14 protein-coding genes are annotated in these 13238 nt (G+C 59.6%); 11 read left to right on the top strand and 3 right to left on the bottom strand.

Annotated features, from left to right (window positions below; genetic code table 11):
- Positions 1 to 191: 191 nt before the first annotated feature.
- The 5 genes from ACVWZG_RS02460 to ACVWZG_RS02440 all read left to right on the top strand — a co-directional run bounded on the left by ACVWZG_RS02460 (position 192) and on the right by ACVWZG_RS02440 (position 2858).
- Positions 192 to 536 (top strand): ArsR/SmtB family transcription factor, encoded by a 345-nt coding sequence (locus ACVWZG_RS02460; RefSeq protein ID WP_457405583.1) that lies wholly within the window; start codon positions 192 to 194, stop codon positions 534 to 536.
- Between the two features lie 247 nt (positions 537 to 783).
- On the top strand, positions 784 to 1011 hold the full coding sequence (locus ACVWZG_RS02455; protein ID WP_457405538.1) for a hypothetical protein: 228 nt from the start codon (positions 784 to 786) through the stop codon (positions 1009 to 1011).
- An 89-nt stretch (positions 1012 to 1100) separates the two neighbouring features.
- Positions 1101 to 1670 carry a DUF3110 domain-containing protein gene (locus ACVWZG_RS02450; protein WP_414343197.1) on the top strand — a complete coding sequence of 190 codons (570 nt, stop codon included), beginning with the start codon at positions 1101 to 1103 and terminating at the stop codon, positions 1668 to 1670.
- Positions 1671 to 1711: 41 nt separating this feature from the next.
- Complete coding sequence (locus ACVWZG_RS02445) at positions 1712 to 2437, top strand: hypothetical protein (protein WP_457405535.1); 726 nt, start codon at positions 1712 to 1714, stop codon at positions 2435 to 2437.
- 31 nt (positions 2438 to 2468) lie between these two features.
- Positions 2469 to 2858 (top strand): hypothetical protein, encoded by a 390-nt coding sequence (locus ACVWZG_RS02440; RefSeq protein ID WP_457415177.1) that lies wholly within the window; start codon positions 2469 to 2471, stop codon positions 2856 to 2858.
- Between the two features lie 24 nt (positions 2859 to 2882).
- Here the strand turns inward: ACVWZG_RS02440 and ACVWZG_RS02435 are convergent, their stop codons facing one another.
- The 3 genes from ACVWZG_RS02435 to larE all read right to left on the bottom strand — a co-directional run bounded on the left by ACVWZG_RS02435 (position 2883) and on the right by larE (position 6251).
- A complete protein-coding gene (locus ACVWZG_RS02435) occupies positions 2883 to 3167 on the bottom strand; it encodes a DUF1830 domain-containing protein (protein ID WP_457402739.1) in 285 nt (94 codons plus the stop codon).
- 278 nt (positions 3168 to 3445) lie between these two features.
- Positions 3446 to 5278, bottom strand: coding sequence for a DUF3769 domain-containing protein (locus ACVWZG_RS02430; protein ID WP_457405532.1), 1833 nt, complete (start codon positions 5276 to 5278; stop codon positions 3446 to 3448).
- A 52-nt stretch (positions 5279 to 5330) separates the two neighbouring features.
- The gene (larE, locus tag ACVWZG_RS02425; protein WP_457405529.1) at positions 5331 to 6251 is read right to left on the bottom strand and encodes an ATP-dependent sacrificial sulfur transferase LarE; all 921 of its coding nucleotides are present in this window, start codon (positions 6249 to 6251) and stop codon (positions 5331 to 5333) included.
- 467 nt (positions 6252 to 6718) lie between these two features.
- Here larE and ebsA point away from each other — a divergent pair, with 467 nt between their 5' ends.
- From ebsA to ACVWZG_RS02395, 6 genes are all read left to right on the top strand, one after another.
- Positions 6719 to 7090, top strand: coding sequence for a type IV pilus biogenesis protein EbsA (ebsA, locus tag ACVWZG_RS02420; protein ID WP_011432932.1), 372 nt, complete (start codon positions 6719 to 6721; stop codon positions 7088 to 7090).
- Positions 7080 to 8798 (top strand): citramalate synthase, encoded by a 1719-nt coding sequence (gene cimA / locus ACVWZG_RS02415; protein WP_457405527.1) that lies wholly within the window; start codon positions 7080 to 7082, stop codon positions 8796 to 8798. The genes ebsA and cimA overlap by 11 nt, the downstream gene beginning before the upstream one ends.
- 17 nt (positions 8799 to 8815) lie before the next feature.
- Positions 8816 to 9532, top strand: a complete 717-nt coding sequence (coaE, locus tag ACVWZG_RS02410; protein ID WP_457405582.1) for a dephospho-CoA kinase — start codon at positions 8816 to 8818, stop codon at positions 9530 to 9532.
- A gap of 56 nt (positions 9533 to 9588) precedes the next feature.
- Positions 9589 to 10068, top strand: coding sequence for a hypothetical protein (locus ACVWZG_RS02405; RefSeq protein WP_011432929.1), 480 nt, complete (start codon positions 9589 to 9591; stop codon positions 10066 to 10068).
- 122 nt (positions 10069 to 10190) lie between these two features.
- A complete protein-coding gene (locus ACVWZG_RS02400) occupies positions 10191 to 12524 on the top strand; it encodes a DNA polymerase III subunit gamma/tau (RefSeq protein ID WP_457405580.1) in 2334 nt (777 codons plus the stop codon).
- Positions 12525 to 12587: 63 nt separating this feature from the next.
- Entirely contained in the window at positions 12588 to 13127 is a 540-nt protein-coding gene (locus ACVWZG_RS02395) for a hypothetical protein (RefSeq protein WP_457405525.1), read from the top strand.
- Positions 13128 to 13238: the final 111 nt, after the last annotated feature.

The following is a 13238-nucleotide window of genomic DNA, read 5'->3' as shown; positions in this document are numbered from 1 at the left end:
CTGTGGAGAGCTTGTGAAGGCAGCAACAAGAAACGTTAAAGAGAACACAAAGTTGGCAACGGAATGTTGGCAGTGTTATCTTCAAGCGCGGTTGACCTACCGTCGCTGAGCCGGTTGACTGTTGCGCCTTTTCCCTGCCGTCCAACTGATCGACAACTGGAGCGCAAAACTCCTGCTACCCTGGTTGAATGATGGTTTCGTTCCTGGTTGAGGTAGAGGGGAATTTGACAGATGAGCAGGTGCGGGCGGGGTTCCACGCCCTCTCTGACCCGATTCGCCTGCGTGTGCTGCAACTGCTGCAGGGGCGTGAGTTGTGTGTTTGTGATCTCTGCGAGGAGCTGAAGGTGAGCCAATCCAAGCTCTCGTTTCACCTAAAAACCCTGCGGGATGCGAAATTGGTCAATGCTCGCCAGCAGGGCCGCTGGATTTACTACAGCCTCAACCCACCCGGTTTTCAGCTCCTGCAGCATTTTTTGGATAGATTGGGGCAAGCTGGCCCTGTCAAGGCCGCAGTTCCCTGTGTGGAAGACCTCTAAGGCGCGCAGGGATCCCAAAATGTCCCTAGAAAAACTGTCGGATCCCGCCCTTGTACATTCCGAAGACGGGCTTGCTGCAACACAAGAAATTACAGATGTGAATGGTGTTCCCTGCTGGCAACTCCAGGGATCCCGGCGGGTCAACTCGGAGAAAATGAGGATCCCATCTCCTAAAATCCATCAAAGTTCCCTGACACCAGCTCCCCTGTTGCTTAGTTAGGATTGATACAAGAGAGGTGGGAACAACATGATACGTGAACAGCGAGAAGAGTTGGAACGCATCCACCGAGCACACCTGTGGAATCGCCTCAAGGAGCGGGTGAAACGCGCCCAGTTGAATCCATCTCTGCTGGCTTTGCTGGCACGAGAGGCTTTTGAGTTGGGCTTTCCCCTTCCCTCTTTATCTGACCAACCCCAGGTCAATTCCCCTGCTGAGCAGCCCCAAGATGGAAGTCATCATCGCCACACTCGGTGAGTCCACCCTCTCTTCTGGCCGAGAAAACGAGCAGCCACGGTCATGGGAGAATTTCTCTCCAGAGACTCTCAAAGCAGCTAGTCTAGGCAATGATTTTGAATAAATCAGAGCCCATGATGAACACCGCCGAAGCCCTTCAGATTCTCAACCTTCCGCCGGACGCAACCGAGCGGCAGATCCGGGGGCGACTGTTTCAGGAATACCAAACCCTCAGTACTGCCCTCGCAGAACTGGAGGACGAGCGACAAAGACCCTTGCTAGAGGCGCAACTGGCGCGGCTGAATGAGGCGCGGGATGTATTGCTCAGCGGGGGATCCCAGGCTGAGAAGGGTTTGTCTTGGGTCAGCCCAGAGGACTTGCCCCCCCAGGTGATTGTGCTGCTTTACCAAGCCAATGGGCAGGAGGGAATCTGCACGCGCCAGGTTGGGGGTCAAGATATCGTCATTGCTTTCGAGAGCTCGTTTGCGGCAAGAAAATATGCGCAGCGGTTGGCTCAACAGGGACTGCCCAAGCCCGTGGCAGAACGCTTTGACACGCAGGAGATCGTCGATTTTTGCCGCAGCGGAGGGTATGGGTTGATGGTGGTTCCGGCCAGCGAAACCCTGGAGCCCCTACAAGAAAGCACGGAAGCTGCCCGTGATTGGCAGGGCAGGTCTTGATGCCGTTTGGCCTCGATCCACTTGCGTTAAGGGTGCCCTCGATGATTAGTGTGGAACCGATCTCCGCGGACGAGTTTCGCCAGCTCATGGCCGCCGATCTGGACGCTTGCTGCGAGGCCTTTGATCTGCGGGCAGAGTACCTGCGTTTGCAGCAACAGCGGCTACGCTTCTGGGGCATGCTGGCCTTTGGTTGGGTGGCAATAGCCTTGGTCATCTTCTTGGGGATGCGGGATCCCGGCTCTTGGGTGTCCTATGCCGCAGCTACCGGGATCCTGCTGCTGCTCGTGCTGGGGATCCTGAGAGTCAGCCTGCGCTTGGGAAAAAGCCTGCATCGCATCCGCCAGCGTTGGCAGGAAGCCCATCTGCTCAACAGCACCCCCGAGGTGATGAAGTTTGCCACCGATCTGGCCCGCAAAGTAAAAGACTACAACCACTGGGTCAACGAGCTCCAACAATCCCTGCAGGGGGGGCAGCATTGGCGGGATTTTCGGCAACTCAGCGAGGCTGAGCAAAAGTACATCCAGTCGCTGTTTTTGCAGGTGCGGGCCCAACTGGTGATGGCCCTACAGGTGTGCCGAGCTTTGATCGAGGATCCACAAGCCTCTGTGGCTCAGTATCTCAACCAAATGGTTGCCCGGGATCAGCAACTGCTGGAGCAGTTTACCGCCAAAAACCTGACCGCCAACCGCTACGTGACCTTGGCTCGCCAGCTATCTGTGCTGGAGGAAGATTTGCAAGCCCAGCTCAGAGCCTTGGGATCCCGATGATACCCTGTTAGAGGTGTCCAGCAGCGTATTCATGGGCAGCAGAGGCACTCGAAAATTGTACGGCCTGTTGCTTGCTGGCGGGCTGGGCTTGCTGGGATGCGGGGATCCGAATGTACCTCTGACCCAACCGCCCCCCGATGCTTTTCGGGTTAGCACCCCACGGCCACCGCGCCTGGATCTCTATCCCACCCCATCACCAACACCAACTCCTACCCCGACACCACCCCCCAGCTTGCTGGAGCTCACAGCCCGTTGGTTGGGGATCCCTTGGCCGCCCCAAGAGACCAGCCTGGTGAGATTGAGCGCCCGTTTCCTGGAGATCCCCCTACCTCCCAAGCCCCGCCGCTCCGCCAGCCCCTCACCTCAGCCTTCCCCCAGCCCAGAGAGTGAGGAGAGAAGGCAGCAAGGCCGCGAAACCTAGTCCGCACCCCTGGCCTCTGGGGATTTAGGCGCCCGCAGTCACCGGCTCCGTTTCTCGAACGCGCAGCTTTTCACAGGGGATGGTATCCGCCAGAATAGAGCTGGCCATCATACCCGTGTGAATCTCCAGTTTGGCTCCGGGCACCGCCTCAAACAGCAGCCGCTGGCCTGGAAAGACCACCCGCTCAAAGTACCAGTTTTCGATATTCGTGATGCGAACCACCTGAATGGAGCTGGTCGCATTGATGTAGCTACAGGTTATTCGCTCTGCTCGTTTTTTATCGGGGATTGCATCGAGTGTTTGCATAATTCAGATTACCAGCCCACTTTGCTCAGCCTATCATCTACCCTAACACCGTCTGGGGATCACTGCGGTAGTCTGCGATACGGCGATCCCAACTGGCAGAAATCAATCCTGGAAAAAATAACTTCTGTATTTTACCTTACTGTTTCGATTTCCAAGAGGGTTCTGCAATTCGAGGAAGATTTGAATTAGGATTTTTCCCCAATATGGGACAATTTCTCATAGAAAATCTCCGCAGAGTAGTAGTCAAGACTACACTTTTAAGCTGCCTTGGAGTTTGGGGATCAGGGCTCTTGGATCCTCGATCCCGTCGTCGGCTGCGGCGAGGATTGGCCGGGATCCCAGTTCAGGCCCTCCACCCGCAGCTCCAGAGCCCCCGACTGGCGCACCGGATTGTACTGCAGGCTAAAGCCATAGGTGCGGCGGTCGTAGCCCAGGCGATAGACGACATCCACCTGTTGGCCCGACTGCAAATCTACCGTTGTCTCTGCCCCTACCCGCAGCGGGCCGTACAGTTGTTGCAAAAAGCCCAGGACGAGCTGTTCCCGCGTGGTGATGCGGTCAAACAAAAATGGCGAGGCTCCGGCCAAAAAACCGTTGGAGTAGGTCACCCTCAGGTTGGTGTAGTCGAAGGTATCGGCCACAAAAGCCCCGATCACCGCATCGATACCAATACTGCCGGCAGTATAGCTCTGGGCTCGGCCATTGGAGTAAAAAGACTGGCTGCTGCTCACACCGGTGCTGAGCCAGATCCCTTGCTCGATGGGCAGAGCGGAAAAGCGGGGTGGGGGATCCGCCGCCGTCTTGGGAGGGCTCCAGAGGGGAAAGGAGCGATTCAAGGTTGCCCCCAGTTGCAGGCGGGAGAGCTGAATGCGGTCGGTGGTGTTGGCTAAGGCCAACTCCGGATCCGTGTCGATTTCATCCGGCTGCCCCAAGGCATCGATGTAGTCAGCGGCTATGCGATAGCTGAGATCCAAGCCGGTATTGCCCAGGCGGAGGGTGGGTGAGCGGTAGCTGGCACCGAGGCGGTTTTCCACAATTTGAAACCCCAGGCGACCGCTGAAGAAGCGTTCCCGATAGGCGTAGGTGTAGGCGACTTCTCCGCCATCGCCGGTGGTGATGCGGTGTTCGACCTGGGCTCGCAAGCGCTGAGCAAACTCCTGGAAGACGATCCCCCGCAGCTCGGCAAACAGCGAGGTTTGAGCGTTGGCTTCCGGTTGCCGCCAACGCAAATCGGCCCGCAGCCCGATCCCATCCAAAAGGCCCTGCTCACTGCCCCAAAGGCGCTGCGGATACAGTTGCGGGGAGAGCACCAAGCTCACATTGGGATCCCGCAGCAGCTCGATGTTGGACTGGAGGATCAAGCCGCGCCGCAATTCTTCCCTGTCGAAATCATCGTAGAAGATGCTGACCGGAGGCTGACGGTTCAACGAGTCGAAGCGCAGCCGAATGGGCAGGGGCAGAAACAAGACCTGGTCGAAAACCAATTGCCCCGCCTCGGCAATCAGCAGGCTGGAACCATCGGCTTGCAGGGTGGAGGTCACCCGTGGGCTACGAATCTCCAACTCCGGCGGATCCAGCGGGTCGTTGGTCAGCCGCACCTGTTCTCCTTCCCAGGTGGTGGCATCGAAGCGGATGCGAACGGCACGAAAGCGCACCAGCCGCTGCGGAGAGAGGGCGGCTGCCGGGGATCCACTGGCCTGCAACTGGCCAATATCCACCTGCCCGAAGGCCTCTTCCAAAAATCCCCGCTCTTGCTCAAAGTCGTACTCCAGCCGGGATCCCTGGATGCGCTGCCGATCCAGTTGAATAGAAACATTGCCCTCGGCCACAGCCCGCCGCTGTCGCAGTTCAATGCGCAGGCGATCCGCCCGCAACACAGAGCGGCCCAGCCGCATCTCCACATTGCCTTCTGCTTGGAAGACTTCCGCCCGTTGATCGAAGGTTTGCCGGTCAGAACGCAGCCGTAACGTTCGGTCGGCAACGGCGCTGAGGTCAGTCGTATCCATGGGCTGAGCGCCCCCCTTCTTCTGGGACTCCACCTGAGCCGCAGTAGGGCCGGCAACTGCCAACCCCAGCACCCCCAAGCAGAGCCAGAGCAACCGCAACCCTCTCATAATCACCCGGCGCAAAACTTCAACACAGATCCCCTACGGCTTCCCCAGCCCGCTAGCTTGTGGCCAACTGGGAAAGGTTGAGGACTCGGTTGAGCTTGCCGCTGCGGTAGCCCTCCAAATCGAGACTGACATAGAGATAGCCGAAGGATTGCAGGGCCTTGACCAGCGCTTCCAGATTGGTTTTCTGCACAAACTCCACGATCTGATCCGGAGGAAGTTCGATGCGGGCGGTGTCCTTCTCCGAGCGCACCCTGACCTGCCGCCAACCCAAACTGCGCAAGTAGCGCTCCGCCGCTCCCACCCGACGCAGCTTCTCAGGGGTGATTGCCTCCCCGTAGGGAAAGCGAGAGCTGAGGCAGGGTTGGGCCGGTTTATCCCACCAAGACAGCCCCAGGTGGCGAGACAATTGCCGCACCTCCAGCTTGCTCATCCCCACCTCCGCCAAAGGGGAACGCACGCCGCGCTCCCGAGCTGCCTGTGCCCCCGGTCGGTAATCGGCCAGATCGTCGGCGTTGAGACCATCCACCACATGGTTATATCCCTGGGCTTGGGCCAACAGGCGCAAGGTATCGTGCAAGTGACTTTTGCAGAAGTAACACCGGTTAACAGGGTTGGCAGCGTAGCTCGGATCCTCCAGCTCGTGGGTTTCGACGATCTGATGGCGGATCCCGATTTGCCGAGCCTGCTGAATTGCTTCTTCCAAATCTTCGGGCAGCAGCGAAGGAGAAGCAGCGGTGACAGCCAGGGCCCGCTCCCCCAGCTGATCGCAGGCCAACTTGGCCACCAGGCTGCTATCAACCCCCCCAGAGTAGGCCACCAAGACCTGCTCCATCTCGGCGAAGATCTGGACAAGCTGCTGGAACTTGTGCTGCAGGACGGGATCCCACTCCAGCAGGAGGTTGGCCGTTGTTCCTCCCTCTCCGGGGGGGAGAGGGTCGAGACGAGAGGCGGTTGGGCCTTGGGCTGTGCTCATGAAGACAGAAGATGCCAAGCGTTTGGATAACCAGGCAAGGATGCCATCTCGCCACCGCCGGCAGGAGAAGAGCCGGTTGCTATCAGGGGCAGGGATCCCCCCTCTTTCTATTCTTTCCCAGAGATCCCCGACTTTCCAACGCTTCTCCCCAGCATGGGATGCGGGATCCCTCAAGGAAAAGTAGACAATTGGGCAATCTATCCGTAGTCCGCTCACCCGCTGTCGCGATTGTGATATGCCTCCGGCACCCTACCGGGAACCGCACCGCTTCGCGATACGCTGAATAAAATGGGTTGCAGTGGCTCCTTATAATTTTTTCTGGGTTCTCTGCCGCAATTGACCTCACAGCTTTTTCCGGCGACACTTGCTACAGCCAATGCAGAGATATCTACTTGGTTATAGGGATCCCACCCATTTTGTAGAACTTCATGAAATCAGAAAAAGCGGTACCCCTCTCCTAGCGCACCATGGCTTTGCAACTTGAACCCGCCAGCCCGCCAGAAGTGGCCGTTTATCAGCCCTATTACGCCGTTGCCCGCCGACAGTACCTAGCCCTCGCGGTGGGCCTCTACAAAAAAGCCAGCCTGGAAGGGCAGAGGGCCATCGAGGGAGAGGGGCCTGTCCGCTTCTTGGCCAGTTGGCACATGTCCCCGTTGCCCTCGGATCTGACGGTGGTTCAGGTGATCTTTGCTCAGGATGCAGATCTCACCTATCAGCTCTCCATTGCCAACTACGAGTTTGTGGATTATCTGATTGATGTCGTCTCTTTGGTGCAGCGCGGACAACAGCCGGATTTCTCCACCGCCTTTTACAAGAAACTGATGCGATATGAAGATTGATCTGGGTTGCTCAGCCACCATCACTCTCTACGACACCACACTGCGGGATGGGGCCCAGCGAGAGGGGCTATCGTTGTCGGTGCAAGACAAGTTACAGATTGCCAAGCTGTTGGATCGGCTGGGGATCCCGTTTATTGAAGGGGGCTGGCCAGGAGCCAATCCCAAGGATGTGCAGTTTTTCTGGCAGATGCGGGAAGAGCCCCTAGAGCAAGCCGAGCTGGTGGCTTTTTGTTCTACCCGCAAGCCGGGGCGGCGGGCGGCAGACGATCCCATGCTGCAGGCCATTTTGGCGGCGGGCACCCGCTATATAACCGTCTTCGGCAAGTCTTGGGATCTCCACGTCACCGAGGGCCTGGGCACCACGCTGCAGGAAAACCTGGCCATGATCCGCGACACCATTGCCTATCTGCGATCCCAGGGGCGGCGGGTCATCTACGATGCCGAGCACTGGTTCGACGCCTACCGCCACAACCCCGACTATGCCCTGCAAACCCTAGCGGCAGCGGCGGCGGCGGGGGCGGAGTGGCTGGTTCTCTGCGATACCAACGGCGGATCCCTGCCCCACGAGATTGCGGCGATCACGGCAGCTGTCTTGGCAGAATCCCATCACCTGCAGCACTTGCCCCTAGGGATCCACACCCACAACGACTCCGGCACTGCTGTGGCCAATGCCCTGGCGGCGGTGCAGGCAGGGGCGCGCATGGTGCAGGGCACCATCAACGGCTATGGGGAACGCTGCGGCAATGCCGACCTGTGCAGCGTCATTCCCAACTTGCAACTGAAGCTGGGCTATCGCTGTCTGCCGCGAGAGAAGCTGCAGCACCTGACGGAGATCTCCCGCTCCATCAGCGAGGTGGTCAATTTGGCCCCGGATGACCATGCTCCGTTTGTGGGCCTATCGGCCTTTGCCCACAAGGGCGGGATCCACGTCAGCGCCGTTCAGAAAAACCCCCTCACCTACGAGCACATCGCCCCGGAGCAAGTGGGCAACTGTCGCCGCATTGTGGTCTCGGAACAGGCGGGGCTGAGCAACATCCTCCACAAAATGGCCGGATTCGGGATCCGGCTGGAGAAGTCGGATCCGCAGGTGCGCTTGATTTTGGAGCGGCTGAAAACTTTGGAGCTGCAGGGCTACCAGTTTGAGGCGGCTGAGGCCAGCTTTGAGCTGTTGGTGAGGGGGTTGTTGGGTCAGCGCTCCCATCCTTTTGAAGTGCTCAGCTTCAACGTGACGACCACCACACGCTCCGATTGGAACAGCAAAGATTGGGATCCCAGTGGCGAAGCAACGGATGTGCAATCGTTGGCAGCGGTGAAAATCGCGGTGCAGGGGCAGACTCGGGTGACGGCGGCGGAAGGCAATGGGCCGGTGGCCGCTCTGGATGGGGCGTTGCGCAAGGCGCTGCTGGAGTTCTATCCCCAACTGGAGGCGATTCACCTGTCTGATTACAAGGTGCGCATTTTGGATGGGCGGGCCGGCACCTCGGCCAAAACGCGCGTGCTGGTGGAGTTTAGCGACGGTCACCGCCGTTGGACAACGGTGGGGGTTTCCACCAACATCATCGAGGCCTCCTGTCGGGCCTTGGTGGAGGGCTTTGAGTATAGCCTGCTGCCGCCCAGCTCCCCCTTGCCCGCTTCTGCAGAGCACCGTTCTAACGACTCCGTCCGAGTAGCGCAAACGGCAATGGCCGCACCAGCGGCCTCTTCTTGACTATGGCCTACAGCTCGATGAGGATCATCGGCCTGACGGGCGGAGTGGGCACGGGCAAATCCACGGTGGCCCGCATCCTGGAGCAGCACGGGATCCCAGTAGCCGATGCAGATCAAATGGCCCGCCAGGCCTTGGCGGTGGGATCCCCCATTCGCGAGCGGGTACTGGAACGCTATGGGAAGGCCATCCAAACACCCTCCGGGGATCTGGATCGCCGGCGGTTGGGCCAGATCGTGTTTGCAGATGCCGCTGAGCGGGCTTGGCTAGAGGCCCAAATCCACCCTTTCGTTAGAGCTCAACTGCAAGATTTTCTGTCCGCGTTGGCGGAGCAGAGCTCTAAAGTCCATGGGGTGCCGCTTGAGGAAGAGCCTGCCTCCCAAAAGCGTAGCGGGGTAGGATTTTCTTCTGGGCAGGGATCCCAAACCGTTTGTCTGATGATCCCGTTGCTGTTTGAAGCCCACCTGCAGGGGTGGGTGAATGAAATTTGGGTGGTGACTTGCACTCCAGAGCAGCAGCGGCAACGCCTTGCTTGCCGGGATCTTCTTACACCGGCAGAAATCGAAGCTCGCATCGCCAGCCAGTGGCCTTTGGCGGAAAAAGTGCGCCGTGCCGATGTGGTGCTGGACAACTCCGGATCCCTGGCTGAGCTGGAAGCCCAGGTGAAGCAAGCTTTGGCGTCGGCGGGCCAGAGGCCATTTGCCTCACCCCCGCGGGCCGGATACAGTGACGGGTAGGGTCTGGTGGGACGGATCCCTTGGTATCCATGTACGGATGGGTTGAGGGAGAAACGATGCAGGAAGCAGGTTGCATCGGCAAGACGGAGTTTGCCCAAGCTCTGGCTGCGCGGGAGCAGGAAATCCAGCTTTTGCGAGAGCGCAATCGCATCTTGCAGGGCCAGGTAGACCTTCTGGAGCTGCGCCAAGAAAAGCAACACCGGCAAATTCGCAGCTATGAGGCGGAGATTGAGCAGCTTTACCAAGAGAAGCAGTTGCTGGAGCAGATGATTCAAGAGTTGCCAGAGCTCTACCGGCGCAAGCTGCAAGCCCGCCTGCAGCCCATCCGCCAGCGCATCGCCGCCATCCAGGCAGAGAATCGCCAGCTCAGGAAGGAGGTGTATCAGCTCAGCTACCGCGTGCAGCACATAGATCAGCTCGACTCGCCCGGCTGGATCCAGCTTCCCTCTCTGCGTCGCCGGGATCCCAAGTCCTCAGCGGAGCGGAGCACAAAAGCTCTGCCGGTCTCCCCCCCTGGTGTCCAGCCCTGCTCTTGATGGGCAGGGAGGGATCCCGCCATCGAGAAGCCAGAATAGGGGAGCCCCGGTGGGATCGCGTCAGCAGAGCAGAGCTCTTGCGCGGTTCCGGTTGGGGCGCTGCTTGCTTGGAGATCCCGGAAATGGCCACCGCTGGCAACTATGAACCCCTGCATTTAAAATACCGCCCGCAGCGCTTTGCCGATGTGGTCGGCCAAGGAGCGGTGGTGCAAACGCTGGCCAATGCCATCCGGCTGGGGCGGGTGGCGCCTGCCTATTTGTTCTGCGGGCCGCGGGGCACGGGAAAAACCTCCAGCGCCCGCATCTTGGCCAAGTCTTTGAATTGTGAACAGGGGCCGACGCCGGATCCCTGCCAGGCGTGCAGCCAATGCCGCGCCATCACTGCGGGAGCCTCCCTGGATGTTCTCGAGATTGACGCGGCCAGCAACACCGGCGTAGACAACATCCGCGAGCTGATCGAGCGGGCCCAGTTTGCCCCGGTGAACAGCCGCTACAAAGTCTATGTCATCGACGAGTGCCACATGCTCAGCAATGCGGCCTTCAACGCCTTGCTGAAAACTCTTGAAGAGCCGCCCCCCCGCGTGGTATTTGTCCTGGCCACCACTGACCCGCAGCGGGTTTTGCCCACCATTGTTTCCCGCTGTCAGCGGTTTGACTTCCGCCGCATCCCCCTCGACGCCATGGTGGCCCACCTGGGCAAGATCGCCGCCCAAGAAGGGATCCCTATCATGCCGGAGGCGCTGCAACTGGTGGCCCAACTTTCCCAAGGGGGCCTGAGGGACGCCGAACGCCTGCTGGACCAGCTCAGCCTCTTGGAAGGATCCATCACCCCTGAAGCCGTTTGGGACTTGGTGGGCGGGATCCCGGAACAGCAGCTTTTGGCTCTGATGGATGCGCTGCTGGCTCAGGATGTGCAGGCGGTGCTCAGCCAAACTCGGCAATTGTTGGAGCGGGGCAAAGAGCCCTTAGCCCTGTTGCAGAACTTGGTGGCCCTTTACCGGGATCTGCTGCTGGTCAAGACAGCCCCCCAGCAACGGGAGTTGGTGGCTGTAACGGACTCCACCTGGGCAGCCCTGCAGCAACGGGCCCCTCGCTACTCGGTGGAGATACTGCTGGCAGCCCAGAGCCATCTGCGCCAGTGTGAGCCGCAAATTCGTCAAAGCGGACAGCCCCAACTGTGGTTGGAAATTGCCCTAGTGGATCTGCTGGGCCAGCTGCGCCCAAGCATGGTGGCTGAGGATTCAGCGGAACGGAGTCCTTTCCCAGCCCTTGACCTATCTCCTGCACCCCAGAGAACTCCCCCGGACGGGACAGCCCCTCCGGCCCCTGCTGCGACCATCAGCCCATCAAGCCCATCAACTGTTGGTGAGATAGATGAATTAACTGTTGGGCCTTCAGCCTCCCCTGCTGTTGCGTCGAGCCAGAAGGCAGATCGCGCTACTCGGACGGAGTCCTCGGAGCAGCCCAGAGAACCGGCAAGGGACGCCGCCACAGTCAAGCTGCTGCGCCCCCACTGGGACGAGTTCCTCAAGCGCCTCTCTCCCCTCACCAAGGCTCTGATGGGATCCGGCCACCTGCACCAAGAGACTCCTGAAGCAATTACCCTCGCCTTTCCCAGCAAGGGTCTGGTGGAAAAAGTGCGCAGCAAAGAAGCCGAACTGCGGTCGGTGCTCCACAACCTGCTGCAGCGCCCTGTGCAGCTCAACTTGATTGTGCAGCGCTCCAGCGGGCCGCATGTTTCCATTCGCGTCAGCGGTGCGGAGTCCTCGGCACTGCTCAGCCGAGAAACAGACCTGCCCCCCGCCCCCCCAGATCCTGTCACCACGCCGGGGTTGCAGAGCGATAGCACCAACAGTCGTGCTTCCTCAAGGGAGCCCAGAGCAGAACCGCAGAGCCACGGCCTTGCCCGGCGACAGCAACATTCCCCTTCTGACTCCAGCCCACCTTCGCCAGAGCCTGAGCGGGACAATCCTATGGGTGGCCCCAAGGTGGCCGGCTTGGCAACCCAAGGACTTTTTCCTGCCGGTGCGAACAAAGTGCTCCGCACCGCTGTCGCGACCGATTCTCCAAGTCGTGCAGAGCGCCGCGACACCCTGCACGGTGGGCAGTCCTTCGAGCTAACCCAGGAGCTGGCGGAGATTGCCCGCCGTTTTGCCGACCACTTCAACGGCAGCTTGGTGGATTTGGAAGGGGTGTTGGAGTCTGACGTGACGGGATCCACGGAAGAGCTCTCCTCAATAGAGGCTATAGAAGCCGAGGGATCCCCTGACCTGCTCTCCGGTGAGACCTACGGCTCGCCAACAGGAGCAGAGCCGTCCGCGTCAGCGGGGCGGAGTCCTCATCCCGTAGACTTTCCCAATGCAGTAAGGAATCCGTCCTACCGGCGTGAGCAGTCTTCTCAGCTTGCCGTTCGCCTCAGCGGGACGGAGTCCTTGGAGGAGGAGGTGCCTTTTTAAGCGCTATCTAGCGCTATCTAGCGCTATCTTAAGTTTGATAAAGCCAGCCTCATCTTGCCGACGATGACCTTCCCCATCTCTCCCTTAATTCGCTGCGCTGTGCAGGCTCTGTACTGGGGACTGGTTCTGCCCCTACCCATCCTGCTGGCTCGGCAACAGGCAACACCTCTTGAGCTGGGATCCCTTTGGATTGCTCTGCTGCTGGGATGGGGGGTAGTCCTGGGATCCCTGAGCCAGCAGATTCAGTTGGACGAAGAGGGCATGCAGGCCACCTACCCCAGTTGGGTGCCGCCTTTTGTGCGGCAGGAGTGGCAGATCCGGTGGGCCGATATCGAGCGCATTGAGCCCCGCTCCACCAGCCAGGGTGGTATGGTGTATTACTTGGTCAGCCGAGGGGGGGATCGCGTACTTTTGCCGATGCGGGTGACCAGGTTCAAGCAGCTGTTGGCTGAGATTCGACGGCACGCTCAACTGGAGATTGACGGGCTGCGCCCCTACGTTCAGCCTTGGATGTACGGCCTTCTTGGATGTTTTGCTCTGCTTCTGTTGCTTTGGGATGGGATGGTCGCCGTCTGGGTCTGGGCAAGCCCGGTAGGAACCTAGCGCAACCACAGACGGTTCCGGGTCTAGCCATCCCGACAGGGATCCCAGCTCCAGCGGGCGGTTGCAGTCCAGATCCCGCCCACGCCCTTCTGCGCAAGCGTTGCGGAGCAG

The organism is Thermostichus sp. OS-CIW-33, assembly GCF_054059615.1.
Note: the sequence above shows the minus strand (reverse complement) of the source record. Positions and strands in the feature narration are given on the sequence as shown.

What these genes read in the sequence shown, in the direction of transcription:
- ACVWZG_RS02460 (WP_457405583.1), top strand. Translation starts at nt 192, where the DNA reads ATGGTTTCGTTCCTGGTTGAGGTAGAGGGGAATTTGACAGATGAGCAG.
- ACVWZG_RS02455 (WP_457405538.1), top strand. Translation starts at nt 784, where the DNA reads ATGATACGTGAACAGCGAGAAGAGTTGGAACGCATCCACCGAGCACAC.
- ACVWZG_RS02450 (WP_414343197.1), top strand. Translation starts at nt 1,101, where the DNA reads ATGATTTTGAATAAATCAGAGCCCATGATGAACACCGCCGAAGCCCTT.
- ACVWZG_RS02445 (WP_457405535.1), top strand. Translation starts at nt 1,712, where the DNA reads ATGATTAGTGTGGAACCGATCTCCGCGGACGAGTTTCGCCAGCTCATG.
- ACVWZG_RS02440 (WP_457415177.1), top strand. Translation starts at nt 2,469, where the DNA reads ATGGGCAGCAGAGGCACTCGAAAATTGTACGGCCTGTTGCTTGCTGGC.
- ACVWZG_RS02430 (WP_457405532.1), bottom strand. Translation starts at nt 5,278, where the DNA reads ATGAGAGGGTTGCGGTTGCTCTGGCTCTGCTTGGGGGTGCTGGGGTTG.
- larE (WP_457405529.1), bottom strand. Translation starts at nt 6,251, where the DNA reads ATGAGCACAGCCCAAGGCCCAACCGCCTCTCGTCTCGACCCTCTCCCC.
- ebsA (WP_011432932.1), top strand. Translation starts at nt 6,719, where the DNA reads ATGGCTTTGCAACTTGAACCCGCCAGCCCGCCAGAAGTGGCCGTTTAT.
- cimA (WP_457405527.1), top strand. Translation starts at nt 7,080, where the DNA reads ATGAAGATTGATCTGGGTTGCTCAGCCACCATCACTCTCTACGACACC.
- coaE (WP_457405582.1), top strand. Translation starts at nt 8,816, where the DNA reads ATGAGGATCATCGGCCTGACGGGCGGAGTGGGCACGGGCAAATCCACG.
- ACVWZG_RS02405 (WP_011432929.1), top strand. Translation starts at nt 9,589, where the DNA reads ATGCAGGAAGCAGGTTGCATCGGCAAGACGGAGTTTGCCCAAGCTCTG.
- ACVWZG_RS02400 (WP_457405580.1), top strand. Translation starts at nt 10,191, where the DNA reads ATGGCCACCGCTGGCAACTATGAACCCCTGCATTTAAAATACCGCCCG.
- ACVWZG_RS02395 (WP_457405525.1), top strand. Translation starts at nt 12,588, where the DNA reads ATGACCTTCCCCATCTCTCCCTTAATTCGCTGCGCTGTGCAGGCTCTG.